At 54.9% G+C, this 26,037-nt stretch carries 16 protein-coding genes; 1 reads left to right on the forward strand and 15 read right to left on the reverse strand.

The genetic code is table 11. The features are described 5' to 3' along the window. Positions 1-28: 28 nt before the first annotated feature. From JRJ22_RS22130 to JRJ22_RS22180, 11 genes are all read right to left on the reverse strand, one after another. Complete coding sequence (locus tag JRJ22_RS22130; protein ID WP_408637908.1) at positions 29-1,351, reverse strand: NfeD family protein; 1,323 nt, start codon at positions 1,349-1,351, stop codon at positions 29-31. A gap of 259 nt (positions 1,352-1,610) precedes the next feature. Then, on the reverse strand, positions 1,611-2,054 hold the full coding sequence (locus JRJ22_RS22135) for a GatB/YqeY domain-containing protein (RefSeq protein ID WP_054941798.1): 444 nt from the start codon (positions 2,052-2,054) through the stop codon (positions 1,611-1,613). A 15-nt stretch (positions 2,055-2,069) separates the two neighbouring features. Continuing rightward, positions 2,070-2,243 carry a 30S ribosomal protein S21 gene (rpsU, locus tag JRJ22_RS22140; protein ID WP_005547957.1) on the reverse strand — a complete coding sequence of 58 codons (174 nt, stop codon included), beginning with the start codon at positions 2,241-2,243 and terminating at the stop codon, positions 2,070-2,072. Positions 2,244-2,381: 138 nt separating this feature from the next. Next, entirely contained in the window at positions 2,382-2,741 is a 360-nt protein-coding gene (locus tag JRJ22_RS22145; protein ID WP_206101528.1) for a histidine triad nucleotide-binding protein, read from the reverse strand. Between the two features lie 810 nt (positions 2,742-3,551). Next, positions 3,552-6,980 carry an AAA family ATPase gene (locus JRJ22_RS22150; protein WP_206101529.1) on the reverse strand — a complete coding sequence of 1,143 codons (3,429 nt, stop codon included), beginning with the start codon at positions 6,978-6,980 and terminating at the stop codon, positions 3,552-3,554. Position 6,981: 1 nt separating this feature from the next. Further along, on the reverse strand, positions 6,982-8,166 hold the full coding sequence (locus JRJ22_RS22155; RefSeq protein ID WP_206101530.1) for an exonuclease SbcCD subunit D: 1,185 nt from the start codon (positions 8,164-8,166) through the stop codon (positions 6,982-6,984). A 257-nt stretch (positions 8,167-8,423) separates the two neighbouring features. Next, positions 8,424-12,575, reverse strand: a complete 4,152-nt coding sequence (locus JRJ22_RS22160) for a UvrD-helicase domain-containing protein (RefSeq protein WP_206101531.1) — start codon at positions 12,573-12,575, stop codon at positions 8,424-8,426. Next, the gene (gene addB, locus JRJ22_RS22165; RefSeq protein WP_206101532.1) at positions 12,572-16,096 is read right to left on the reverse strand and encodes a helicase-exonuclease AddAB subunit AddB; all 3,525 of its coding nucleotides are present in this window, start codon (positions 16,094-16,096) and stop codon (positions 12,572-12,574) included. The genes JRJ22_RS22160 and addB overlap by 4 nt, the downstream gene beginning before the upstream one ends. Before the next feature lie 136 nt (positions 16,097-16,232). Further along, a complete protein-coding gene (locus JRJ22_RS22170) occupies positions 16,233-16,751 on the reverse strand; it encodes a spermidine/spermine N(1)-acetyltransferase (protein WP_206105257.1) in 519 nt (172 codons plus the stop codon). Positions 16,752-16,776: 25 nt separating this feature from the next. Beyond that, positions 16,777-17,229 carry a MarR family winged helix-turn-helix transcriptional regulator gene (locus tag JRJ22_RS22175; RefSeq protein ID WP_206101533.1) on the reverse strand — a complete coding sequence of 151 codons (453 nt, stop codon included), beginning with the start codon at positions 17,227-17,229 and terminating at the stop codon, positions 16,777-16,779. Positions 17,230-17,632: 403 nt separating this feature from the next. Continuing rightward, complete coding sequence (locus tag JRJ22_RS22180) at positions 17,633-19,033, reverse strand: class I SAM-dependent rRNA methyltransferase (protein ID WP_206101534.1); 1,401 nt, start codon at positions 19,031-19,033, stop codon at positions 17,633-17,635. 98 nt (positions 19,034-19,131) lie between these two features. On the opposite strand from JRJ22_RS22180, the gene JRJ22_RS22185 reads away from it, so the two are divergent. After that, on the forward strand, positions 19,132-20,124 hold the full coding sequence (locus JRJ22_RS22185; protein ID WP_206101535.1) for a Na/Pi cotransporter family protein: 993 nt from the start codon (positions 19,132-19,134) through the stop codon (positions 20,122-20,124). 159 nt (positions 20,125-20,283) lie between these two features. Here the strand turns inward: JRJ22_RS22185 and JRJ22_RS22190 are convergent, their stop codons facing one another. The 4 genes from JRJ22_RS22190 to JRJ22_RS22205 all read right to left on the reverse strand — a co-directional run bounded on the left by JRJ22_RS22190 (position 20,284) and on the right by JRJ22_RS22205 (position 25,840). Then, the gene (locus tag JRJ22_RS22190) at positions 20,284-21,111 is read right to left on the reverse strand and encodes an energy-coupling factor transporter transmembrane component T family protein (RefSeq protein WP_206101536.1); all 828 of its coding nucleotides are present in this window, start codon (positions 21,109-21,111) and stop codon (positions 20,284-20,286) included. Continuing rightward, positions 21,108-22,814, reverse strand: coding sequence for an ABC transporter ATP-binding protein (locus JRJ22_RS22195; RefSeq protein WP_206101537.1), 1,707 nt, complete (start codon positions 22,812-22,814; stop codon positions 21,108-21,110). The genes JRJ22_RS22190 and JRJ22_RS22195 overlap by 4 nt, the downstream gene beginning before the upstream one ends. Before the next feature lie 97 nt (positions 22,815-22,911). Continuing rightward, positions 22,912-23,481 (reverse strand): ECF-type riboflavin transporter substrate-binding protein, encoded by a 570-nt coding sequence (locus tag JRJ22_RS22200; RefSeq protein ID WP_206101538.1) that lies wholly within the window; start codon positions 23,479-23,481, stop codon positions 22,912-22,914. Between the two features lie 112 nt (positions 23,482-23,593). Then, a complete protein-coding gene (locus JRJ22_RS22205; protein WP_206101539.1) occupies positions 23,594-25,840 on the reverse strand; it encodes an Ig-like domain-containing protein in 2,247 nt (748 codons plus the stop codon). Positions 25,841-26,037 lie beyond the last annotated feature (197 nt).

The following is a 26,037-nucleotide window of genomic DNA, read 5'->3' on the forward strand; positions in this document are numbered from 1 at the left end:
ATCCACTTCTGCTTTTCAAAGACTCAGCTTATTCCGCCGATTCCTTTACCACCACGCGCCCGCCCTCTACTTTGATGACCGAAATGGGCCTGCCCGAATTGATAAAGCTGCCTTCAGTAACCACATCTACACGTTCTCCGCCGACCATGGCAGTTCCTGCCGGACGAAGCGGAGTGATACTCACGCCTGCTGCTCCAAGAAGGTTCAGCTTTTCCAGTACAGGCACAAATCCCTCTTCCTTGGTCAGACTGTCCCGTAGAATAAATCGGTTCCAGATTCTCCGCTCCTTAAAGATTACTGCGACAATCACAATTACCACCGCTGCCGCCGCAAAGGCAATCCCAAGGTTGAGCAGGGCATGAGTATAGCTGAAGGCTGCCCGCACTACGCCTGCCACAAGGCAGACTGAACCGAGCAGACCCAGTATCCCAAAGCTAGGGACAAACAGCTCCAGAACGAGCATTACAAGCCCCAGAATGAACAGCAGCCAGGTCTCGGCCCCTGCGAAGCCGGCAACATAGTTGCCGAAGAAATAAAGGGCAAAGGCCAGCGTTCCGATAATCCCCGGAGCACCAAATCCCGGTATCAGCATTTCAATGACAATTCCGGCAATCCCGATAAAGAGCAGGATGGTCATCACAACCGGATTGGTGAGAAACTGCGACATTTTCTCCGCACCGGTATGCTTTACATAAAAAATATCTTCCGTAGAATACCCAAGCCAGCTCACAGCATCCTCCGGTGTACCCGCCAAATGTTCAGCATATCCGGCTTTCAGCGCTTCATCACTGGTCAAAGCAATGATCTGCCCTGCGGTTTTGTTCACGCCAAGCTCAGGTTTGTTCACCACCAGATTAACATCCATCATCCCTGCGGCAATGTCGGGATCACGGCCGTTCAGCGCGGCTGCTCCTACCATTTTGGATTTCCAGTAGGAGACCATTTTGGCATCATCCACGTGGTTTCCGTTCCTATCAACCAGCGATGCCGCTCCGATCATGCTTCCGGGCTTCATGATAATGGTATCCGCATTCAGCGCTATGTAACTGCCCGCAGATGCGGCGTCGCCCTTAATGTAAGCAGCCGTTGGAATATCGCTGTCTCTGACCAGCGTACCTATTTGCTCGGCAGAGTCAACAAGTCCCCCCGGTGTATCAATCTCCAGCACAATCAGAACAGCCCCGTAGCTTGCCGCCTCGCCAAAACCACGCTCCAGAAAGCTCTGCAGTCCGCGTTCAATCTCCTGGTCTACCGGAATAATAAACACAGGTCCGCTCTTAGTTTCTTGGGCTCCTGAATCTGCTGCACCTGCCGGGGCTGCCGCTCCGTTAGCTCCAGTCAGAACCGGCATACCCAGCATCAGCAGCAGAACTGCGACAGTAAAGGATAGTAACATTTTTCGAAATCTGCTCATGTTTTAACCTCCCTTCTTTCTTCATGATAACCCAGATCATACTCCCTAGTACGCCATTCCGGGAAATCCGTTTCAAACACACTCAAGTTCCATTAGTCACCTGCGAAAATGCAAAAAAAGGACAAGTTAAGCTGCTGCTTATACCTGTCCCTTAATTACGAAAAACACCCCTTATAAAAGGGGTGCTAGCGTTATATTATTGCAGAAATTGCAGAACCGCCTGGTTCACAAGTTTACCATCGGCGCGACCTTTGACTTTAGGCATCAGCGCGCTCATGACCTTACCCATATCACTTTTCGAAGAAGCACCGGTTTCCTGGATGGTCTGCTGTACAATTACTTTAATTTCTTCTTCGGAAAGCTGCGTAGGAAGATACTTAATGATAATCTCGATTTCTGCCTTCGTACTCGCGGCAAGCTCGTCGCGACCCGCTGATTCAAATTCTTGGAGGGCATCTTTGCGCTGTTTGATTTCACGACTAAGGATATCAAGCACTTCGTTGTCGTCTAATGTTCTCTTCAAATCTATTTCAAGATACTTTATCGTAGAACGAACCATTCGAATGGTGGAGAGTGTGAACTTGTCCTTACTCTTCATCGCTTGCTTCATATCTTCGTTCAATCGTTCGCTAAGATTCATGACTCGGTAATCCTCCTAAAACTTTCTCTTACGAGCAGCCTCAGACTTCTTCTTGCGCTTTACGCTTGGCTTCTCATAATGCTTGCGTTTCTTCACCTCAGCCAAGACACCATCTTTAGCGATGGAACGTTTAAAGCGACGAAGTGCAGCATCAATTGTCTCGTTTTTACGAACTTTCGTTTCAGACACCAGTTTTCCCTCCCTCCGACCAGACCGTCCAAGAGCATAACACGGTTCATCAAATTTCATTATAGGTCAAACCGAAATAAGGTGTCAACCTTCGTGTTATTCTTTTTTCTGGCTGGTTATCTAATTTTGAAAAATCCGCTAAGCATGTGAAGCAGAAGTGCCGACAAGGGCGCCCAGTTTGGCACCGCCCAGCAGGTGATAATGAAGGTGAGGCACGGCTTGTCCGCTATCCGGTCCGCAGTTGTTGATCAGCCGGTAGCCGGTTTCCGCAATGCCTAGCTCTATGGCAATCTGCTGTGCCACAGCATGAATCTCGCCGATCAGCGGCAAATCCTCCGGCGTGACATCATTCATCGAGGCGATGAATTTCTTCGGGATAATGAGCACATGCACTGGCGCAGCAGGCTCAATGTCATAGAACGCCAGAATCCGCTCGTTCTCGAAAACCTTTTTGGAAGGGATTGTGCCCTCTATAATTTTGCTAAAGACGGTTTCCATACAACGCTTCCTCCTAAAAGTTTTGTGGAGCATGTCTGCCTGAATTCTCTTCGCAACAAAACTCGCTTCGTAAGCTGACACTTTGTTTTGTGGAGCGCCTGCTTCGGTCTTACAGCCCGGCTGTCTTCGCCACAATAAATTTATGTCTCTAATCATACAGGATTATAAAAGAATACGAAAGCGGAAGAAGCAGAATACAGCTCTTTTGGATGATAGATATTTATATTACCGTACGGCCGGGGAGTTGGAGGGCTGCGAAACATCACATAGGGATCTCACAGCCAAGGAAAGAGCATGAAACTATGTTTAACACAATGGCTGTGATATAAACAGCGATGATTACGCTAAAAAACAGTAATTACAAGTACGGGCTTAGCCAAGTTGCGGAACAGCCCTGTTATTACTAGCGAAAACTGTATCAGTAACAGAAAACAAGGATGTCAGTGCGATCTAAATGTCTTTTATTGATAAACCGGCTTTTCAAAGTAATCTGTGTAAATAACTAAGGAATCACTTCCTTGGAGGCAATGGCACTCTATTTAAGTGCACCCTGTATTCTGCAAAGAGATTCGAAAATCCATAAAAAGGCCGGTTGTACGCGGTTCGTCCCCTGCCTGGAGCACCAAAAAATCCAAAAAAAAAGAAACACCCTTATCAGCTTAAAAAGCTGATTCGGCGGCGGACGTATGAAAAGGAGATCTTCCCGGTCATACGTCCGCCGAGGTGTTTCAAAAATGATGTCGGCTTAGCTGTATTATAACAGGGGTTTGAAGGTGTCTCTGTGATTGACATCACATCAAACCCCAAGTCTCACATTTTTTCCAAGAGAATGTGCGAACCCCCGCCGCCCTGCTCAGCAGGAACAACAATCAGCTTGCGCGGCAGCCGTGCCCGAAGCTCGGGAACATGGCTGATGATACCGACGGCCAGCTGATCATTATGCAATCTCTCCAGAGAAGTAATGACGGTATCCAGCAGCTCCGGATCAAGTGTGCCGAAGCCTTCATCCAGGAAGAAGAATTGCAGCGGATACTGCCCCCGCAGCTGGATCTGTGCCGATAAAGCAAGCGCCAGCGAGAGTGAGGTCAGGAACGTCTCGCCGCCGGACAACGTGGAAACCGGACGTCTCACGCCTCCGTTCCCGTCATCCCGGATGACAAAGCCGCCTCCCGAATCGACCTCCAGCGCATACCGCTGCTTGCTCAGGAAACGCAGCCGCTGTGACGCGGCTTGGCATACCTGCATCAGCTGCTCCTCGGCGATATATTCAACGAAGGCATTACCGCGCAGCACGGCCTGCAGCTTGGACAAGCGGTCCTGAAGCGCGGCATGTTCCACCCGCTGGCCTTCCAGCTCCATCCAGCGAACATGACGGTGCTGCAAATCTTCCAGATCGCGCTCGGCGCGCGCCCGGTGCTGCAGCGACTCCTCATCCTCCTCTTTGCACCGCTGAAGGGCGGTCTGACTCTCCAGCCATTCCTCACTGCTGAGCACTGCACCCTGCAGTTTGTCTTCAATGCTGCGCAGCTGCAGGTTCACCTCGGCCTCAGCCTCGCGATGACTCCGCACATGTGCAGCGGCGGCACTCCGTTCTTCCGGCGGCAAAGCTGCCGCTTCCACCTCGGAGGCCGAGGCAAACGGAGAAGACTGCAGGCTCTCCTCCCAGCGGAATGCAGCCTCGGTGTAGTGCTCGTGAGCTGAATCTGCCGCCTGCCGGGCAATGGCAGCTTCCTTCAGCTCATGCTGTGCCTTCTCCGCAGCCTGGCGGTGACTCTGTCTGGTGTGCTCCAGCGCAGACTGCAGCTTCTGCAGCTTCTGCTCACATTCCGCAAGCAAACCAGCCGCAGGACGGCCGCCTGTCCACTGGAACAGGCGCTGCTCTTTCTCGCGCTCCAGGACTTCTTTGCCTTCAAGCTGTGCGTGTAAATGCGTCAGCTCCTTGTCCAGACCAGCGATTTCTTCCTGAAGTCCCTGCACAGCCGAGCTCTTCTCCTCCAGGAATTTCACGCTGATCTCCAGCCGTCCTCTGATCTCTTCGGACTGCTCATCCTTGGCCAGCATCGCGCGGTAGGCATCCTCTGCTTCATTCAGTGCCATCTCGGGGAACAGCGTGGTCCATTCCTGACGCAAGACACCTAACTGGACATTCAGCTCCTCCGCCCTGGCTGCCAGCCCCTGTACCCATGCAGATTCAGCCTGCACAGCTGCGGCCTCCTTATGGCATAGCTGCTGCTGCTCCTGCAGGACCCGCTGCCACTCCAGCGCACCGCTGCGCAGCCCGCCTGAACGGGCTTTGCCTGCAGTCAGCCTAGACTCCAGCTCATCCATCAGATTCTCATCCGGAACCTCCGCAAGGGATTGTGCAGACCCGGCACCCGCAGCTCCCTTCTGCTCCAGAGCCACAGCCGCCGGAGATTCCGCCGGACTGCCTTGCATACCTTCGCCGTAGACCTGCTCCAGCCATGCCGCGTCCTGCTCCAGCAGGCTGTGAAACAGGTGGCGCGTCTCCAGCGCCCGTCTTGCCAGCAGGCGGACTTGCTGGAGCCTGCCTTCCAGCTCTTCCCGTTCGCCGTCGTCCTGGGAGGACGCAGGCGAAGGATGATGGGGGCTGCCGCAGACCGGGCAAGGCAGGCCAGCCTGGAGCTCACCGGCAAGCGCAAGCGAGAGCCGGTGAAGCTCCTGGTCTTTCAGCGCGGCTTCCAGCGCGCCGCCGTGCTGCTCCAGGCGCACGGCGGCCTCTCCTGCGGCGGCTTCCGCAGCCCGCAGGTCCTCCAGGTGCAGCGCGGCCGCGGCGACCAGCCCGCCGCGCTGCGCTGCCAGCTCCTGCCGCCGGGACTCGGCGGCGGCAGCACGCGCTTCGGCCGCCGCGAGCACCGCCGCGCGGCCCTGGCGCTCACGCTCCGCCGAGTCCCACTGGGTCTCGGCAGAGCGAAGCCCCTGCAGTCTCTGCATCGCTTCCTGCAGAGACTGCCGCTCCTGGGAGCGGACGGCAAGCGGCTGCAGACTCTGCTGCAGCTCCTGCTGCTTCTTTTGGCCGCGGGCCAAAAGCTCCCGCTCCCGGGCCATGCGCTCCTGCGAGGCGGCCAGCCCGCCGGAGGCCATATCACGGCGCGCCAGCACCTCGGCGCGCTCCCGCCGCAGCCCGCTGAGCTCGGCTTCGAGCTCGAGCGCACGGCGGTAGGTGCCCTCCCCCTGCCGGAGGGCCGGCTCCTCCGCCAGCAGCGCAGCCTGCGCCGCAGCTTCGGCCGCGGCAAGCCCCGCCGCTTCCCGCTCCGCGGAAGCGGCTAGCAGCTCCTGGCCCTCCGCCCGGGCCAGCCGGCTCTTCCAGGCGGCCTCTGCGCTGCGCCAGGCATTCAGCGCAGGCAGCCGCTGCTCGGCTTCTTCAGCCTTGCCGAGCTTCTGCTCCAGGAGGACGATACTCTCCTCCTGGGCCAGCAGTGCCTGCCGCTGCGCTTCGCGGCGGGAACGCTCCTCCTGCAGCTCGCGGATCTTCGCGAAGCGCTCGGAGCGCTGCTGGGCAGCCTCCAGCAGCTTACGGCATTCCGCCGCGCGCCGGACCGCTTCCTGCAGCCGTACTGCCGCTGCCTCGACATCCGCTTTACCGGCGCTGCCCAGCCCCTGCTGCTCCGCCTCCAGTGCTCGCAGCGCCGCCTCATTGTCCTTGACCCTGCGGCTGAGCTTAAGAGCCAGCTGATCCCCGTATTGCTCCAGATGAAAGAGCCGCTGGAGCATCTGTCTGCGGTCCACACCCCGCAGCGACAGGAATTCAGCAAATTTACCCTGCGGCAGCACTACCGCCCGGGTAAAGTCATCCATTTTGAGTCCGATATGCTCCTCTACACAACGGGTAACGTCAGCCAGCTTGTCAGCCATGACATGGTCGCCGTCCTCAGTGACCTGAATAAAGCGGCTAATGGTATTGCTGACCGACTGTTCTCCGGTCCGCTTGAACTTCCGCTCCACCCGATAGCGGATGGGACCTGCCGAGGAAGTAAGTTCAAAGGTGAATGCTACGCTGAGCTGGTCTTCGGAATGATTCATAATGCCTTGCGTACCGTTGACGGCGCGTTCCACCTTGCCGTACATCGCCAGCGTAATGGCATCCAGCAGACTGGACTTGCCGCTGCCCGTCGGGCCGAAGATTCCGAACAGCCCAGTTTCGGTCAGGCTGGCAAAATCAATCTCCTGCTGTTCCCTGTAACTCTGAAGCCCCGAGAGCTTCAATAGAATCGGCTTCAAGCTAGTTCACCTCTCCTTCCTCCGGCTGCCGCCGGTCCTCTTCTTCCGCCAGTTCCAGGAAGAGCTTGATCAGGCTCTCCTCCGGCTCCGCTCCCCCGGTCTGCCGCTGATAGAATTTGCGGAACAGCTCTTGCACGGGCATGCGTGAGCGGGAGATCTCCTCCAGCTCAAGCTCCATCTGCGGATAAACCGGACGGATATGGATAATCCCTTCCCGCGATTTGCGCAGCCGCTGAATATCATTCATGGACATCGCTTCCGTCAGGCGCAGCTCCAGATCTATAAAGGCTGAAGCGTCCCGGCCTTCATCCAGCCAGCGGTAAACCTCCTCCAGCCCTCCCGAGGATCTCCAGTTCACCAGCGGCCGGCCGCAGCGGAGATAGATTTCCTCGAAGACCGGCTCTCCTCCGGGAACAACATCTATCAAAGTTACCGACTTCGCCTGGCCTGCTTCGGAGAAGCTGTACGCAAGCGGCGATCCGCTGTAGCGGATCATCCCGTTACCTTTTACCCGCTGGGCCCGGTGTAAATGTCCAAGCGCCGTATACTGTGCCCCGCAGGACAAAGCAGACGGATCTACGGTATACGCTCCGCCAACCTGGATCGGACGCTCTGAATCGCTCTCCACACCGCCAAGCACATAAATATGACTCATCGCCAGATTCACAGTCTGCGGTGTGAACTCCCGGCCCAGCAGCTTCATCAGCTTGCCTACCCGCGCGCTGTACGCGAGCCGGAGCTCCTCCTCACCGCTCTCCCCGGCAAGCAGCTCGCCAAGCCGGGCTTCTGAGGGATAAGGGAGCGCAGCGATTTTGGCGGTTTCGCCTGTCCGTACTGCATGCACCGTTACCGGCTGCGAAGTAGGCATACCGACCAGGGTAATGCCCTGTCTGAGCACGAGCGGGGAGACAGAAGCTACACGTTCCGGCTGGTCATGATTGCCGGAGATGACGACCAGCGGCCTGCCGCCTGCCGTCAGTCTTGCAGCAGCATCATAGAACAGCTGCTCCGCCGCCGCCGGAGGATTCACCGAATCATAGACATCTCCCGCCATCAGAATAAGATCCGCCTGCGCAGAGTCGGCAATCTCCACCAGCTCATCAATGAACTGCTCCTGCTCCTTCTGCCGGCTCCGTCCTTCCAGCGTTCGGCCCAAGTGCCAGTCTCCTGTATGCAATATGCGCATTTCCGCCCTCTTTTCCCCGCCCATCATGCGGCATTCATAGATTCATAGATTTCGTCCCTAAATGTGAAAACTAGCAATGATGCTCTATAACAAAATAAATAGAGATCATTGCTTAAAACAAATAAATATCGGTTATGAGACTGCACTTTGTGTAACGCCCGCAGCCGGCAGAACCCCAAACGGGATTCGGCTAAGTGCGGGCAGCTGCTCAACCAGCTGGAGCAGTGATTCTATTTCCACGTTCAAATGAACAAGACTTATAGTTTCACGGCATGGCCGCCGTCGAAAAAGTACAGCCAAATCTCGCTGACCGGCTCGCCTACTATATCATACAGCGCTTTGCTGTACAGCTCGAGCTGGAACCGGTATTTCTCTTTCAGCGCCTCCACTCCGCCTTGGTGCTCCAGCACGGCATCTGTCTTGTAATCCAGCAGAATCAGCCGCCCCTCCTCACGGAACAGGCAGTCAATAACACCCTGGATCAGTACAGTTTCGCCAAGGGCACCGCCGTTTGCGGCTGTTAGCCCTTCCGTCTCACCGTAATACTCAAGTCCCTTATACGCTTCACCAGCCGGAACCATATAACTGAATGGCTGCTCTCTGCACTTCCATTCGGCGTGAAGCAATCTGTGTCCCAGCTCACTGGCATAAAAAGCCTCTACTTCGCCGAGGTCTACCGCCTCCGCCTGCTCTTCGCTGAGGATAGCCACCCGGGTTAGCTCAGCCAGTGAGGCCACCAGAACTGTACGATCGACAGGGCCGTCCAGCGGGATATGCTGCATTACCGTATGATAGGCTGTTCCGCGTTCCGTACTGGACAAACCCCGCTTCTCCATGAACTTGGGGCGCCGCAGATGGAGGCTCTCCGCCCGGGCCGCATTGCCCTGCCGTTTATGTCCTTTGACGGCTCTGACAGGTACCCCGTCCTCCAGCAAGTCATAGGAAGGCTGTTCCTGCAGCGACAGCATTGCCTTCAGCTCCGTTACCGAGGTTTTGGCCGGAATGGCGGAAGCCGCAGCCAGCGGATACTGCCATTCCAGCCGGGCGGCAATCTCCGGAGCGGCTGCTGTTCCGTAGGCAGACACGGGTTTACCCTTGCGCAGGGCTTCGAGCACCAGCCGCTTCTCCTCGTTCTTCGCCGTGTCATCTTCACCGGCCAGAATAGCGCCTGAACTCAGTCCGGCAGCATCCTGCACCGAGATGCTCCAATTGGAGCTGTCGCCATGCAGCACAGTAGATCCGGTGCCTTCACCCCCGGCCAGCTTACGCAACATGGCCGCGCCGGGATGCCGGATCAGCGCAGGTCCTACCCAATCCAGGTAGCTGCGTCCCCTGGCCAGCAGATGATCAGGCAGCAGCAGCTCCTCGCGGTTCTGCGTACTGGTCCAAGCAGACACGGCACGCGGCACATCTCTTAGCGTGCCTACGAGAATCATTTTATCCCGCGGCCGGGTTAAGCCCACATACAGCACCCGCATCTCCTCGGCCAGCTGTTCCAGCCGTGACCGGCGGTTGATGGCTAAGTAAGGGAGAGTCGGATAACTGACTCTAGTCTCCCGTTCCACAAAACGCGGTCCGAAACCAAGCTCCTTATGCATGAGGAACGGGGAATACAGGTCCTGGCGGTTGAAGGGCTTAGCCATTCCGGCCAAAAAGACTACCGGGAATTCCAACCCCTTGGATTTGTGTATTGTCATAATCCTTACTCCGCCCGCCTCTTCACCGCTTCCTCCGGCAACCCCGAGGTCGCCCCCGTTCTCTCTCAGCCGGTTAATAAAGACAAGAAAACGGAACAGTCCGCGTGCCGAGGTGTCGTTCTCGAATTGTACTGCCCGGTCATACAGTGCTTTGAGGTTGTTCTGGCGCTGGAATCCGCCCGGCAGTCCGCCGACCCATTCCAGATATCCGCTCTCCCCGTAAATCCGCCAGATTAATGTACTGAGGCTGCCCTGCCGCGCCGCATTCCTCCAGCTGTCCAGCTGTTCGAGGAAATGCAGCAGCTTCTCCCGCAGACGCAGCGGAATCTGTTCAGCCGCGTCGGCAAAAGGCTCCAGAGATACGGCAGTCTCTGCTTGAACCGTATCTCTCCCGAACCTATATTCAGCCGCCGCAGGATCCTCATCCCGCTCCAGTCCGGTAAAATAATCGTCTCCCCCGCTTCCCGACCGCCGCTCTCCGGCAGCTGCAAGGAGAGCATCAAAGAACGTACCATTACTGCACAGGCGCACAGTGGCCAACTCCTCCTCGCTTAAGCCGACTACAGGCGAGCGGAGCACTCCGGCCAGCGGAATATCCTGACTCGGGTTGTCGACGATCTGCAGCAGGGAGAGTGCAATTTCCACTTCTGTAGCCTGAAAATACCCTTTGTTCTGATCGCCAAAGGCCGGAATGCCTTCCAAGCGCAACTCTTCAATTATTAGAGGTGTCCAGATCCGGGCCGAGCGCAGCAAAATTACGATGTCACCATACACCACCGGACGCATTATGCGCAGCGATTTATCGTAAATCAGCAGGGGGGCGCTGCCGGTCATCCCGGTCATCTGGGATATACGCCGGGCAATCGCCCGCGCTTCCAGCTGCGCCGTCTCGCTCTCGGCCGCTTCATTCTCCTGCGCCGGGAGTTCCCCGTCTTCGCCGGCTTCCTCGGCCCGTCCGCCTGAAGCTCCCCGGTCGATGAGCAGCAGCTCCGGGGCAAAATAAGGATCCGGACCTTTCTCTTCCGCCCCGGGAAAGTTCGCACCGTATACCAGCTCTGCACGCTGGTCGTAGCTGATTTCTGCAATCGTCTTGTCCATTATCTGCCGGAAAATCATATTGACGGCATTCACAACTTCCATCCGGCTGCGGAAATTGCGCGCCAGGTCAATGACCATGCCGCCCGAACCGCTATTCTCACCAGTCCTATTCTCAGCATTCATATCGGCACCGTCATACTCCGGCTCACCGTACCCTGCTGCGTTCACGGAACGGAAGCTGTTATATTTGTCCAGAAACAGACCCGGCTCAGCCAGCCTGAACCGGTATATGCTCTGCTTCATATCGCCGACCATAAACCGGTTGCCCGGTGATTCCCGGGAGATCAGCCGCACAATTTCCTCCTGCACGCTGTTCGTATCCTGATATTCATCCAACAGCACTTCATCGAACTGGTCACGGTATTCCATTGCCGCATCCGAAGGCAAGGAACGGCCCGGCTGTGAGTCGGGATGGCGCAGGATTTGCAGGCAGTAATGCTCCAAATCACTGAAATCCACAAGCGCACGGCCAGCCTTCTCAGCGCGGTAGCGTTCCCCGAAGGCGATAACTGTCTCCGCCAGCTCCTGCATCAGCGGAGCCGCCTCATGCAGCTCTGCCAGATAAGAAGCAGCAGGACGGCCGAACAGCGAATTTTGCAGCTCCAGCAGGCTCTTTTTCACATTATCGCGCAGTTCTTTAACCGTCTCCTGCAATCCGGGATCGGTTGAATCCTTCTTGCAGGCCTTCAGCTTGCCGAAAGATATTTCCACAAAGATATCATAGAGCTCTCCCCAGGGCCGTGAGGCCACCGCCTCCTGCAGTCCGCGTACCATGGCAAGGTCTTCTGCCAGGCTGTCCGCATACGGCGCAGGGCCGCCCGGCTGCAGAGCGATGTCCCGCCCCTGTATCAGCTGGCTGGCCGCTCCATCCAGCGCCAGCTTAGCTTCGGCGAGAATGCTCTGCACCCATGCCGTGTGCCCCAGACTCTCCGTATCCGGGAGCGAAAAGTCAGCTGCGGTATCCCGCAGCCACTGCGACGGCCAGGGATGGCTGCGGGCAAAGTCATGCAGGCGCTGCACAAGAGAATGCACTGCATCGTCGCTGCGTTCCCCGCTGAACCAGTCAGCCAGCTTCACGAATACACTGTCTGTCCCGTCTTCGGAGATCTCCCCGTATTTCTCTTCCAGCAGTTCTTCCAGCAGTTCCTGCCGCATCATCTCCGCTTCATGCTCATTCAGAATCCGGAATCCGGGATCTATCGGTATGAGCTGGTAATAACGGCGGATGACTTCCAGACAGAAGGAGTGCAATGTTGTAATGGAAGCCCTGCCGAGCAGGGCAAGCTGACGGCGTAAATGATCCGTATCCTCATGTTCCTCCCCTGCTGCGCCTTCCGCCTCCTCCAGCTTCCGCTCCAGCGCTTCGCGGATCCGCTGGCGCATTTCCGAGGCCGCCGCTTTCGTGAAGGTGGCGACGAGCAGCCGGTCCACACTGAAGCCATTCTGGCTGTTACTGATTTTCCGGATAATCCGCTCTACCAGCACCGCAGTTTTACCTGAGCCTGCTGCCGCCGCTACCAGAATATCGTCGCCGCTGCCGGCTATAGCCCGCCACTGGTCATCGCTCCAGAAACTGCCCTCCGGCTTCTCTTCGATTGCGCTTCTAATTGTCACGGCTTCTCTCCTCCTTTGCGGGACAGCAGATCCCAAATCGCGTCTTTGCCGGGTTTGCCCAGATTGTTGTACCCGTTACCCTCTACAGCCTCATCAAACTGGCATACCGGGCGGAACGAGCAGAAGGTGCAGGCCGTTTCCTGTTGAATCCGGTACGGCTGGATCGCCACATCACCTTCTGTAATGCGTGTCCCGATCTCGGTAATATTGGTTCGTACCGCAGACAGCAAATGCCCCCACTGTTCAGGTGTAGCGACAGATGCGCTGCTATAGAAGGAGCCGTCACTTTTCAGCGCTACCGGCACGATTGAGGAATGTCCTTTATCCAGTGTTGTATCCATCAGGGAGACAACCTCGCGGTCAGCGGTCAGCAGCCCCTTCATTTTGAACCGCTTGAGCAGTTCTTGCTCCGCCTGTTCCCTGTTCAGCCCGTTCGGTGAAGAGAGCAGCGGATCATGCACATGGAAATACAGTGTTCCGGCCGGAAGCGCAGCTCTGCCCAGCCATTGCTCCGAATAGGTGAGCAGCACGTCGAGATAAGTAAGCATCTGCAGCGACAGCCCGTAGTAGACCTCATGCAGCTTCAGGTCCTTCTGGCTGGACTTATAGTCGATGACCCGCAGCAGTACCCCCTGCTCGCTCTCGGCTTTGTCTACACGGTCTATCCGGCCCACAACCTCCATGACACAGCCATTGGGCAGGGCTATTCTCAGCGGGGGAAGCTCTTTGCCCGGGCCAAAATCCAGCTCCAGCCCTGCCGGCTCAAAGCTGCCCCGGCGGGCATGCTCACCGAGGATAACCGAGGCCCGTCCGACAATGTTCTTCAGCTTGCGGGAAATGTACCCGTAACGCTTGGTGCTCATTAGAATCTCGCCCTGAAGCAGCGGGGACAGCTTGTCCACCGTAGCTCCGGCTTCGCGCCGGCATTCCTCTGCCGTCATACTGCCCCAGCCTCTGCCTTGCTCCTGCAGGCGTTTGGCCATATCACTCAGCGCCGCATGGAACAGCTGACCGATATCCGGCGCCTGGAGCTTATAGAGCTGGCGTTCCTTCAATCTCAGGCCGTAGGAAGCAAAATGCGAGAAGGAGCAGGCGACGAATTTCTCCATACGCGACACACTGCCCCGCAGTGTTGAACCCCCATATAACCTGAGGCTGGTATCCCGCCGCAGCGGAACCCCGCTGTTGCGGTAGAATAATGAACCGAGCAGCCGCTCCAAGGGCACTCTCCGCTGCTTGTCCCCGCTGATGTACCAGTTGTAGACATCCCACCATATTCCGGGAATCTCTACGCCCTGACGCCATTGCCGCAGCTGCATAATCAGCATGCGCAGCGTCTGATCCCGCTGCCCGATAAAACTCAGATGCAGAGTCTCACCCGCAGCTGCATCCTCCGGAGACACAGCCGGAGGGAAACCCGAGAGGGAACGCTCAGCCAGCGCTCCCGGGAACATGCTATGCAATTGGCGGATAATCTCGGACGGCAGCAGCACCTTGCCTTCTTCATCCGCTGCTGCATAGCTAATCCACAGCCTGGTGCTGGCCGTTGTGAGGGCATTATAAATAAGAAACCGTTCGTCGAGCAGCTTGCGGGAAGCCCCGGGAGCCAGCTCCATACCGCTGTTCTCCAGCTGCAGCCGCTCCCCCTCGGAGAGTATACCGTCCTCCTTGAACTGTGCAGGCACAACACCTTCATTAAAGCCAAGCAAAAAGGCATACTTCACGCCCGTAGTCCGGGTCCGGTCCATCGTTCCGACCAGCACCTGATCCAGCGCAGGCGGAACCAGTCCCATCCGGAGCTCGGCAAGTCCTGTCTCCAGCACTCCGGCGAACAAGTCAAACTCCAGCCGCTCACCGCCCATCATTTCGGCAATCTGATCGAGCAAATCAAGCACCGCATCCCATAGCTGGCTATGCTCACGGGCCAGTATTGGCTCCCCTTGCTCCAAAGCCGCTGCGCTTCGTTTCTCCAGCTTGTACGCTGCCTCCGATTCCTGGAGGAGCATATATACCGCTGTACACAGCTCCAGACCGCTGCGGCTTTTCTTGACCCGCTTCTCAAACGCAGACAGCGGCCCAGTAATGGCCTTACGGCAGGCCTCCATTCTCGCCAGCAGCACTTCATCCACGACCCTTGCGCCCTCCAGCGACAGGCTCGGAATCCCCCGCCATGATTTGCCGTCGGTCCAGCGGTAGCCCTGAATGCCGCAGGCTAGTACATAGTTCTCCAGCTGATCCATATCCTCACGGGTCAGACTGCCGTCAAGCGGAAGCAGCAGCTCAGTCTTCACACAGCGGAACACATCCTCATAACGCCAGCGGCGGCGCACCACATCAAGCGCGGAGCGGATAAACTCCACCAGCGGGTGATGCAGCTCATTGGCCTTCTGGTCAAGAAAGAAGGGCACTCCGTAATCTTCAAACAAAGGGGCAACCAGCGACTCGTAGTCGCCGATGTTCCGCATAAACACGGCCATCTCACCATATTTCGCCCCGTCCTCACGCGCCAGACGGAGCATCTCCCGGAGTGCGCTCTCCACCTCTGTCCGGCGTGATGAGGCCGAACTAATGGTGATCGCTTCCCTGGCCTGTGCAGCTTCTCCGCTCCAGCGTGCCCGCCGTCCGAAGCCCCGCTCCAGATGAGCCAGGGCAGGACTGTCCGCGAAACGCGGCAGCACCTGAGGAGCCAGCACCTCGTCCCACACTTCAAGACCTGCCTCTTCCGCCATCCCGCGCAGCTTGATATAAGTCACAGCCGCCGGATAAAACAGCTCCAGTTCATGGGGCTGCAGTCCGGAGGCATAAATCCGGTCCAGGGTCAGTGCTATTGTTACCTTAGAGGCATGCAGCATTAACTCACGCAGCACTATAAATTCCTGAGGGGTAAAGCCATGGAAGCCATCCACCCAAATCTCAGCGCCGCGGATATACGAGGAATCCTGAATATGCTCGGCCAGCTCGGCCAGGCGGTCCTCTTCATCGATATACAGCCGGGACATTTCCTGCTCCAAATCGCTGAATATCAGCTGCAGATCATCCAGCTTGCCTGCCAGAATAGGGCTTGCCATTGGCGACTGCCTGATGCCGGACAGCTGCTCTTCCAGATCCGCAGCCCCCAGACAGCACCGCTTCATTTCTGTGTGCAGGCTGCTTAACCGCTCGACGAAACCGGGCCTGTCGCTGGACGCGCCAAAAAGCTTCAGCTCATCCTTGCGGCGGCTGACGATTTTGTAGATCAGCATTTTTTTGCCTTCCTCGCTGATCGGCAGACTGGCGCTGCCACCCGTCTCCTGCTTTACCCGGTAGGCCAGCCGGGAGAAGCTAAGCATCTGGGCGCGGATGCTGCCCTTCACTTTCCCGCTGCTCAGAAGCCCCCGTTCCGCCCCGAATGAGCCCTGCTCCGGCACAAGCACAATAATCGGCGCACCCAGCGGCTCCGATTCCAGCCGGGAGGAGACCTCCTCCCATATTTTTGTTGTCTTGCCGCTGCCCGAGCGGCCGATCAAAAAGTTAACCGTCATTGCAGTAGACTCCTTCCGTGGCGGAGATGAGGTGAATCAATATCAACACAAGGTGTTACATTCGTCCCAACATTATAGCATATCTCTACCTTACGGAACAGAACATACGTTTGCCATTGTTTTCAAATCTCAATAGTTACAGGAGTGTGTGAATCATAATAAAGTCGGTTTGTTCTTCATCCCCCATATAAAAAGAGTGGGCTCCCGCTTGAACAAACCCCATTTTTTTATAAAAGGCGATCGCATTTTCATTCTTGTCCCATACGCCTAACCAGATCCTCTCCAGTTGATGTTCAATGGCAATTTCTTTAGCTTTATTAAGCATATACCTGCCAAGACCATATTTTTGGAAGGTGTTTTTTATATAAATCCTCTCGATTTCAAGAGATTCCTCACCCATTTCTTCAGTCTGGGCCCCATTCGTATTAACCTTTAAATAACCGGCGAGCTCCTGATTCAAAAAAATAAAAAAGAATTGCGAAAAGCGGTTGGATAATTCTTTCTCCAGTTGATTTAAGTTAAATGCCCTCTCCAGATAGGCCTGCATATTATCAGGTGAATTCTGATGCTTGAAAGTATCATTAAAGGTTTCATAACTTAATTCTTGAAGAAGGTGTAAATCAGCAAGGGTACACTTTTTAACCTCTATAGTCATTTCAATAGAACACTCCTTTATATCATCAATAATCTCTCTTGTTTCCCTTTTTGACATATTCCCAGTCTTTCTCCACATTTTTTCTTATTCTTTGAAGAAAACCGGCCATAACTTCAGCTTCACTGCCCGTGAAACCCGCTAATGCAACGAGGTTTGAATAATCATTTTCTCTTTTTATAAAAGGATACACCTCTTGTCCCTGAACGGTCGGATAGAGTTTTTTAATTTTGAGGTTATGCTCATCCGCTTTCTTTTCAATAAAACCGTTCATTTCGAGTTTTTTTATCGCACGGGCTGCTGTCGTCCGGTCTGCCTTTATCATCTCCGCTAACTTTTCTTGAATGATTCCAGGGTTTTCACAAATGCGTACCAGATACAAATATTGCCCTTTAGTAAGGTTATACTCTTTGAATTCTATATTGCTTATCGACTCTAAGGCCCTTGCTATCATTCCAATTTCCCGAAGAATTTCCTTCATAGTAGAACTCCTTATATATTGAACTTCTGAGTATTATACTTTGGATCAGCCGTGACTACAGAGAATATTTGGACTTCCAGCCGCTGCCCATCTGCAGATTTCTTGAATTCATACCGCTGTTAGCGGTGGAAATCCGCAGACTGCATATGCTTCCGTAGCGAGCTTTTCTGCGAAAAGCTTTCAGGCGGACGCTACCGCTCTTCCAGTTCCAAAATTCCCTTCCGCCACTCTTCCCTCGTGTATGTTTCCAGTTCAACTGTATGAGCATAAATTTTTGTTGCAAATACAATAAAAATGCGCTGAACTAAATTTACTGTATTTTTGTTGTATTTACAACAAATCAATAAAATAAAAAAGAGCCTCCGCTTCCGGAGACTCTTGCCTACCCAGCCCTACGGCTGAATTATTTCTTGCTGGTCACTTCAAAAATCGCAAACTTCAGGTAATGTCCTTCGTCGACGCCAAGGATTTGCGGATGATCTTTGCCTGCGGCCCGCCATTCAATCAGTCTCAGCACTTTGCCAGCATCCTTCGCCGCTTCAGCAATGGTGTCCAGGAACAGCTGCGGCTGCATATGGTACGAGCAGCTCGCTGTCACCAGGTAACCGCCCTCGTTGACCAGCTTCATGCCGTGCAGGTTGATATCCTTGTAACCCCTGCAGGCTCCTGCTACAGCGCTTTTGGTTTTGGCAAACGCAGGCGGGTCAAGAATGACGACATCCCAGGTGCGCCCGCCGCCGGCTGTCATGGGCTTCGCCGTATCGGTCTTGGTCGCCGGCTTACTTCCGGACTTCGTTTCCCCAGTACCCGTTGCTCGTTCGGAACGCTCTTCTAAGCCTTTTACCTGATTACGCAGAAAAGCAAAAGCATCATCTACAACAAATTCTACGCGGTCCGTGAAGCCGTTCAGCTCCACGTTTGCTTTGGCGCTCTCAATCGCATGGGCGGAAACATCCAGACAGGTTACCTTCTTCGCCCCGTATTTGCAGGCATGCAGCGTGAAGCTGCCCGTATGCGCAAAGCATTCAAGTACTGTCGCCCCATCCCAGTATGGGAATGTGACCGGTTTACCGCTTTTGTTGACCGGCAAAATCTTCTTGTCTCCGTCTTCCGTCTCCACTTCCTGCAGTGTAACCCCGCTGCGCCCGCCCCAGCCCTTAATCAGCGGAGCAATGGAAGCCCGGTTCTCGCGCTGATCGAAGAAATAGCCGGTCTTCTGGCCTTCTTCAATATCAACGATGACCTTCAGGCCATTCTCGCTTACCGTAATGTGGCGCGGGCAATCCCCGTACAATACGCCGGTTCTTTGCTCCAGTCCCTCCAGTTCGCGGACAGAAACATCGCTGCGTTCATAAATGCCGCGCGGAGCCATTACCTGCACCAGCGCCTCCACAATCTCGGTGCGGCACTTGTCCATGCCCAGTGTCAGCAGCTGCACGACCAGAATCTCGCCGAACCGGTCAATGATCAGACCCGGCAGAAAATCCGCTTCTCCATAGACGAAGCGGTACGCGTCCGCTCCCGGCAGAAACCGTTCCCTATGCTGCAGACAGCGCGTAAACCGTTCGATAAAAAAAGCCGTATCCATTGCCGCCAGCGGGGCCTGGGATACAATTCGTACCCGGATCTGCGAAGCCGGATTGTAATAACCTGCCGCGAGAAACCGGCCTTGATGCGTAAGAACATCCACCAAACCGCCGGCCTGCGGATCTCCGTCCACTGAGGCTACCTCGCTGGCGTACACCCACGGGTGGCCCTGTTCCAGTCTTTTTTTGCGGTTTCGTTCCAGAATAACCGATGCCAATGACTTCAACTCCCTGTTCTTGTTGATGATTTCATACATGTCCACTGCAATGCATTCATATATTGGTGTACAACCCCCGTTCAAAGGAGCCTGTCCTTATGATCCGTGACCTGCTGTTCCCTGTTATATACGGCCTTGTTATTTTCCTCGCCGGCATGAAGGTGATGGAGGCCGCGCTGGCGAAACTCGCCGGCCCGCTGCTTACGCGGAGCCTGCATAAAGCCACCTCCACGCCCTTAAAAGGCCTGATCGCCAGCAGCCTGCTGTCAGCGCTGCTGCAGAGCAGCACTGCCGTTACGGTGCTGACCATCGGCATGGTCAATGCCGGGCTGCTCACCTATGCCCGCACGCTGGGCATCATTCTCGGCAGCAACATCGGCACCTGCCTGACCACCGAGCTGATCGGGCTGCAGATCAGCTCGATGGCTGCGCCGCTGCTCACCGCGGCGCTGTGCTTATGGGCGGCGGCGGTCATGCTCGGCGAGCTCCCGCCCTTCTCCTGGCGGGCGGCCGAATTCTGCCGCCGCATCTCCGGGCCGCTCCAGTTCATCAGCCTGGCGGTGGCCGGCTTTGCACTGGTGCTGTGGGGGATCGCTGTCATGCAGTCGATCGGCCCGGCTCTTCAGGCCAGCGGGCTGTTCCGCTGGTTCCTGGACCATGCGGCGACCAGCGCGCTGTGGGGTCTCGCTGCCGGAGCCTGCCTGACCGCTATGCTGCACAGCAGCGCGGCGGTCATCGGCATGGCAATGGGCCTCGCGGCTTCCGGGACGATGCCGCCTGAGCTCGGCATCGCCATCGTGCTCGGCGCGAACGTCGGCACCTGCGTCACCGCCGTCATCGCCGCCATCGGCGGCTCAGCCTCCGGCAAGTTTGTTGCCGGATCGCATGTAGCGCTCAATGTCGGCGGCGCTCTCCTGTTCCTGCCCTTTATCGGGCCGCTCCAGAGCTTATCCGCCGCGCTTGGCGGCGGGCCTGCCTCGCAGCTCGCCCATGCCCAGACGATCTTCAACGTCGTCTGTTCACTCGCGGTGCTGCCTCTGTGCTACCTGCCGCTCTGGTCCAGAATCGAGCAGCGCCTCAGCCGGACTTAAGTCTACTATGATAAGTTAATCCCTAAGCATATTCCTGATTGGGGCGGCAGCCTGCTAGCCGTGCAAGAACACGCAGCAATGCAGCGTTCGATTGTTACCCGGAGATTCGCCGTATTATTATACTTCAAACCGCCCTGCAATACTAATGGTTTCTCCAGCTCAAAAGATACTGTAGAACCTTGAACCATCATAAAAGGTAACCACTGCCGATACTGCTGCAATAGCCAATATCATTCCTAAGGCGAGATAGTCCCTTCGGGTGAACGGACGGCCCCGGTACCAGGTCCGTTTCCTGCCGTTGCCGAAGCCGCGCAGCTCCATCGCCGTGCTGATCTTCTCAATCCGCTCAATACTCGCCAGAATCAGCGGCAGCAGAATCGACACGATATTTTTCAGCCGTGCCGGCAGCTTCTCCTTGCGGGAAATATCAATCCCCCGGGCTTGGGCGGAGAAGGCGATATTCTCGTAATCCCGCTGGATGTCGGGAATATAGCGCAAAGCCAACGAGACGGAATAAGCGATTTTATAATGAACTCCGACCCTGTTCAGTGAGGAGGCAAACTCACCGGGGTCTGTCGTCAGCAGGAACAGCAGCGCCATCGGAATGACCACAGCATATTTCAGCGCAATATTGAATTGATAGAACAGCTGCTCAGCTGTTACAGTATACCGCCCTGCCAGATGAACAAGATCATGGCGCGTGCCGTAAATCTGCGTTCCCTCCAGCGGAGAGAACATAAAGATCGCCAGTTGATTCAATAAGAAAAAGAACAGAATGAAGTAGAGCACAAAGGCATAATCCTGAAACCGTACCCGTGAGATTCTGAAGATCACGAGGCTGATTAACAGCATCAGAATCAGGCATCGGGTGTCGTATGTAATCATGGCCGAAACCGACCATACCGCGAACACAATCAGCTTTGTGGCCCCCGTCAGACGGTGCACGGGTGAGTCCTGGTTTGTAAACGTCAGCATTTGGGCTTTCATTTGTGGCGGACCCTCCTGTCAAAAGCAATGAACCTGCGCACCAGCTCCTCCGGCTGACCCACTCCCGCCTTAACAGCCAAGGTAAAGAGCGAGGTTTCCTTCAGGTTGGCACGCTCCACTACGGCGCGGTCCGTCAGAATCCGCTCCGGCCGGTCGTCGGCAAGCTTCTTCCCGTCCGCCAGTACGATGGTCCGCTGCGCATACTCCAACATCAGGTGCATGTCATGTGTAATCATGATCACCGTGATACCCCGGCTGTTCAGGCCCCGCAGAAATTCCATTATTTCATTGTAATGCCGGTAATCCTGCCCCGCGGTTGGTTCATCCAGAATGATTACCTCAGGTTCAAGAACCAGAATAGAAGCGATCGTAACCCGTTTCTTTTGCCCGTAGCTGAGCGCAGAAACCGGCCATTCACGAAGTTCATGCAGCCCGCATACCTTAAGCACCTCATAGACGCGTCCGCGAATAATATCCTCAGGAATCCCGCGCAGCTTCAGCCCCAGTGCAATCTCGTCGTATATAAGCGTCTTGGAAATCATGTGATTAGGGTTTTGTGTGACAAAACCGATTTTCTCCGCCCGCTCCTTGATTGTATCCCGGCTGATATCCCGTCCGTTCAGCAGAATCGTTCCAGATGAAGGCCGGTAAAAGCCGCAGATCAGCTTCGATACCGTCGACTTGCCGGCCCCGTTTCTTCCGGCGATCGCCAGCATTTCGCCCCGGTTAACGGTCATCGACAGCCGGTGCAGCACCTCCTTATCCCGGTCATAGCCGAAGGAAACCTCTCTCAGTTCCAGCAGCGGGGAAGCCTCCAGAACCTCCGATTCCTCCGCACAGCTGTCCATCCACTGCTGAAGCCTGTCGGCATGTCCCTCCATCCGGAGCTGATCCAGATGCTGGGGCTGCATATCCGGAGTAATGACAAGACCTGCATATTTGAGTGCCGTCAGATAAAGCGGCTCCCGGAGGCCCGCTTCAGCCAGCAGGCTGGAGCTTAGCAGCTTGGCCGCAGGCAGATCACCGGCAATTGCCCCGTCCTTCATCACAATAATCCGGTCCACCGGCCTGTGCAGCACCTCTTCCAGACGATGCTCAATAATAATTGCCGTTTTGCCGGTTTCCCGCTGGAGCCGGTCGATCAGTTCAATCGTCTTGGTCCCGGTGTATGGATCTAAGCTGGCCAGCGGCTCGTCGAACAGCAAAATATCAACATTGCCGACCAGGACTCCAGCCAGCATGGTTTTCTGCTTTTGTCCGCCGGACAGCTCCTGGGGTGAAGCAGCCAGCAGCTCGTGAACATCGACAGCTCTGGCCGCAGCCTCAACCCGCTTCGTCATCTCCTGCTGAGGCACTTCCCCGTTCTCCAGTACAAAGGCGATATCTTCACCGACAGTAAGACCGACGAACTGCCCGTCCGGGTCCTGCAGCACCGTTCCCACCGTTTCCGCTAATGCAGCGATGCTCTGTCCGTTCTGCTCCTGCCCCATAATCTGCAGGCTTCCGCTCATTTCACCCGGGTAATAAAAGGGAATCAGCCCGTTGATGCAATGGGCCAGGGTGCTCTTGCCGGAACCGGAAGGGCCAACGATCAGCACCTTCTCCCCTTCGTGAATGCTCAAGGTTATTCCGCGCAGCGTCGGCTCCTGCTGAGCGCGGTAGGTGAAGCTGAAATCCGTAAATTCAATAACCGCTTTACTCATAATTGATCTTCCTCTTTCAGCTGTCTCGTGAAGCTGTATTTTCTTTATTTCAACAGAAAAGCCGGTGATTGTCACCGGCTTTCTGTTAAATCCTATGTTAGTTCAGCTTTCTTAAGCTTCCCTGCCGGGTCCGGGTCTTAGCATAAGCTGTTGCGAGCAGGGTGCCAATGACCCCCACGGTTACAATATTTGCCGCTCCGGCGATCAATCCTTGCGTAAACACCTTGTTCGCCGGCTCTGCATAAATGAGAATATCCAGCGTTGGTGCTACAGCAAACCAGGCAATGGCATTTGCTGCGATCTGGGCGAGATTGAACCTGATGATTTCTTTTCTGCCGAACTCCCCGTCCTGTATAGAGATTCCAGCCACAAGCAGGCCGATAATCAGCCCGACCAGTCCTGAGGAGATTACCCAGCTGAACCAGGGGGAACCGTAAAAAATGGCATCCTTCAGCGTATGGCCGATCAAGCCGATCAGCAGTCCGGCAACGGGTCCGTACAACAAGGCGAACAATGCAAGTAGCGCATAAGTGGTCTCAATATTCGTATTCGGAATGCCGGAGGGGATCGAACCGAACCTTCCCAAAATTACGAATAATGCCGAACCGATTCCAACCGCTACAATCGTTCTGATAGATAATATATCTTTTTTGGCCACCTGCTTCATCTCCCTTATGTATTTTTAGGAATTATACATCGGTTTACTAGGGATTACTATAGATTTACTAAAAAAAGATCTGCGTAGCCCTAAAACAGCTGCTTCACAGATCTTTTGCGTTCTATTTTACAGTAACGGATACCGTTACCGTTTTGTTGTTCCACTTGCCTTTAATAGATGTTGTTCCTTTGCTCACTGCTGTAATCGTTCCGGATGCATTCACCTTCGCCACAGATGGTTTGGAGCTTGTCCAGACTACACTTCCTGTGACATTGGCAGTTTTTCCGGTATCATATAGCGCCGTCACGACTACATTTTGGGAGGATCCGGCAGCAAGAGTCAGCTTGGTCTCATTCACAGTCAGCTTGGCCAGCTTAGGAACCACTGTAACTTTGACTGTAGCGGTAATGCCCTGATAAGAACCAGTCAACGTTGCCGTGCCTTCGGCAGCAGCCTTCACAGATGTTCCCTTTACTGTAGCCACTTCCGGATTGGAGGATTCCCAGTCCATTCCGCCGGAGAAGTTAGCCGACTTGCCGTTCGCAAAATATCCGGTTACCTTGATTGTTTTGGTGGCTTTGAGGTTTAGTTCCAGTGTTGCAGGCTCTACAACAAGCTTCACAACCTTCTGCTCAATCGATACCGGGATGCTGATGGTCTTGTTGGCATAAGTACCTTTGAGGGTAGCTGTACCTTTGGTTAAGCCTTTGATCACTTTGCCGCTAGCAATTTGTTTAATCACGGCATTCGTTCCGGTAACCTCCCAGGCAATCGTACCGGAGACATCAAGCTCGTCACCATTTTCGAGCACTGCGTTCACTGTCGGCAGCGGCTGCTCTTCCCCAATGACAAGTCCCAGCCCGTCTTCAGGCCCAATCAGAATCAGAACTTTGTTCAGTACTGTTACTTTCAGCTCGACGCTTTTCGCGCGCACTTCGGAGGCCGGCAAGGAGACATTTCCCGTCTTGATCTTGCCGGTAAGGGTTACTGTCCCTGCTTTGACCGCAGCAAGCTTGCCGTCTTTAATCTCAGCGATCTCATTATTGCCAGAAGTCCATACGATTTCCGGGCTGATATCCAGCTTGGTCCCATCCAGCTTAGTGCCGCTTACTTTCGGCAGGGTAAGGGTATCGGATGTATACATTTCCTGCTCGGTTTTCTCAAGTGTCAAATCCGTAATTGTCGGATACACAGTCACTTTGAGCATCTTGCTGACACCCAGGTTATCTGCTTTAATCACTGCCGATCCAACTGCTTTGGCGGTGACAGTCGCGGCAGCATCTGCCGACGCTGTAGCATCCTTTGCCACCGTTACGGCCAACTGATTGTCAGAAGTCCAGGTTGCATCCGCAGACTGGTTCAGGGTTGAGTTAGCGGCATTTCTCATTTTCGCCATAACCTTTAGGCTTTCACCGAGAAAAAGAGCCTGATCATCCGAAGGCGTTAACAGAATCGCCTCGTAAGGGGAACGGACATATACATCCACTGCCTTGGACACTCCAAGGTAGCTTGCTTTAATTACAGTCTTTCCTGAAGCCAGGACGGTGATTGTTCCGGCTTTTACAGTTGCTACACTCTCATTCGAGCTTGACCATTCGGCCAGACCCGTAACCGGTTGTTCGTTACTGCTCTCGGTCGCTTTGGTCATTGCTGTTAATTCCACCGGATCATCTCCGACCAGCAACTCCAGCTCCTTGACAACATCAGCTTCATCTTTCTCTTTCAGTACAATCGCTGAATACGGCAGTCCTACTTCAGCCTTGAACGATGCAGTCAAGCCTTTGTATTTGGCCGTAATGGTGACGGTTCCTTCTCCCACCAGTATGATTCGGCCATCATCGACAGTCAGCACTCCCGCATTGGAGCTGCTCCAGTCGGCATCGGCGGATACATCCTTAACGGAAGTGGCCGATTCGCCGCCTATTGCTTTAGCTTTGACCTGCAGTGTGTCTTTGCTATCGCCTAATTTATATTTCCCGTCGGAGCTGCGCTCCAGAGTTAATTCCTTATAGGGATGGGTAACAGACACCTCAAGAGTGGCTACCGCATTGTTGTATGTAGCTGTGATCATAGCTGTACCGGCATCCTGCGGGGTCAGCAGTCCGTTCATCACTTTGACTACATTCGTATTCGAGGATACCCAAGTCGAAGCAGCTGTGACGTCCCTTTTAGAGGAGGACCCTTCAAGGCTTGCATAGACTTTGATTTGTTTGGGTGTCTGTCCAACGGTAAGCTCTACTTTTGCCGAACTGTCGAAATCGATTGAGATGGTATCGCCTGTAGCTGCAAAGACGTTTACCGGAAAAGCTACGGCAGCGAGCAATATCATAATGAGGAGCATTTTCGTCATTTTCCTGTACACAGTCATCTATTCTCTCCTTAGGCAGTAAGTTTATCGGTGGTCAATTCCCACACTCTTCCACTATATCGACAATTACGCCTGAAGTGTTTACCTTCTTTTCAGTTTATTTTCAGTTTCGGCCGAATTCGGGACTTTGTAACTATATAAAATGAACCTTTACTTTATCTGATTTGGGGTTGGCCGTGACTACAGAGAATATTTGG

Origin of the sequence: Paenibacillus tianjinensis (genome assembly GCF_017086365.1) — a bacterium.
GTDB lineage: Bacteria > Bacillota > Bacilli > Paenibacillales > Paenibacillaceae > Paenibacillus_AQ > Paenibacillus_AQ tianjinensis.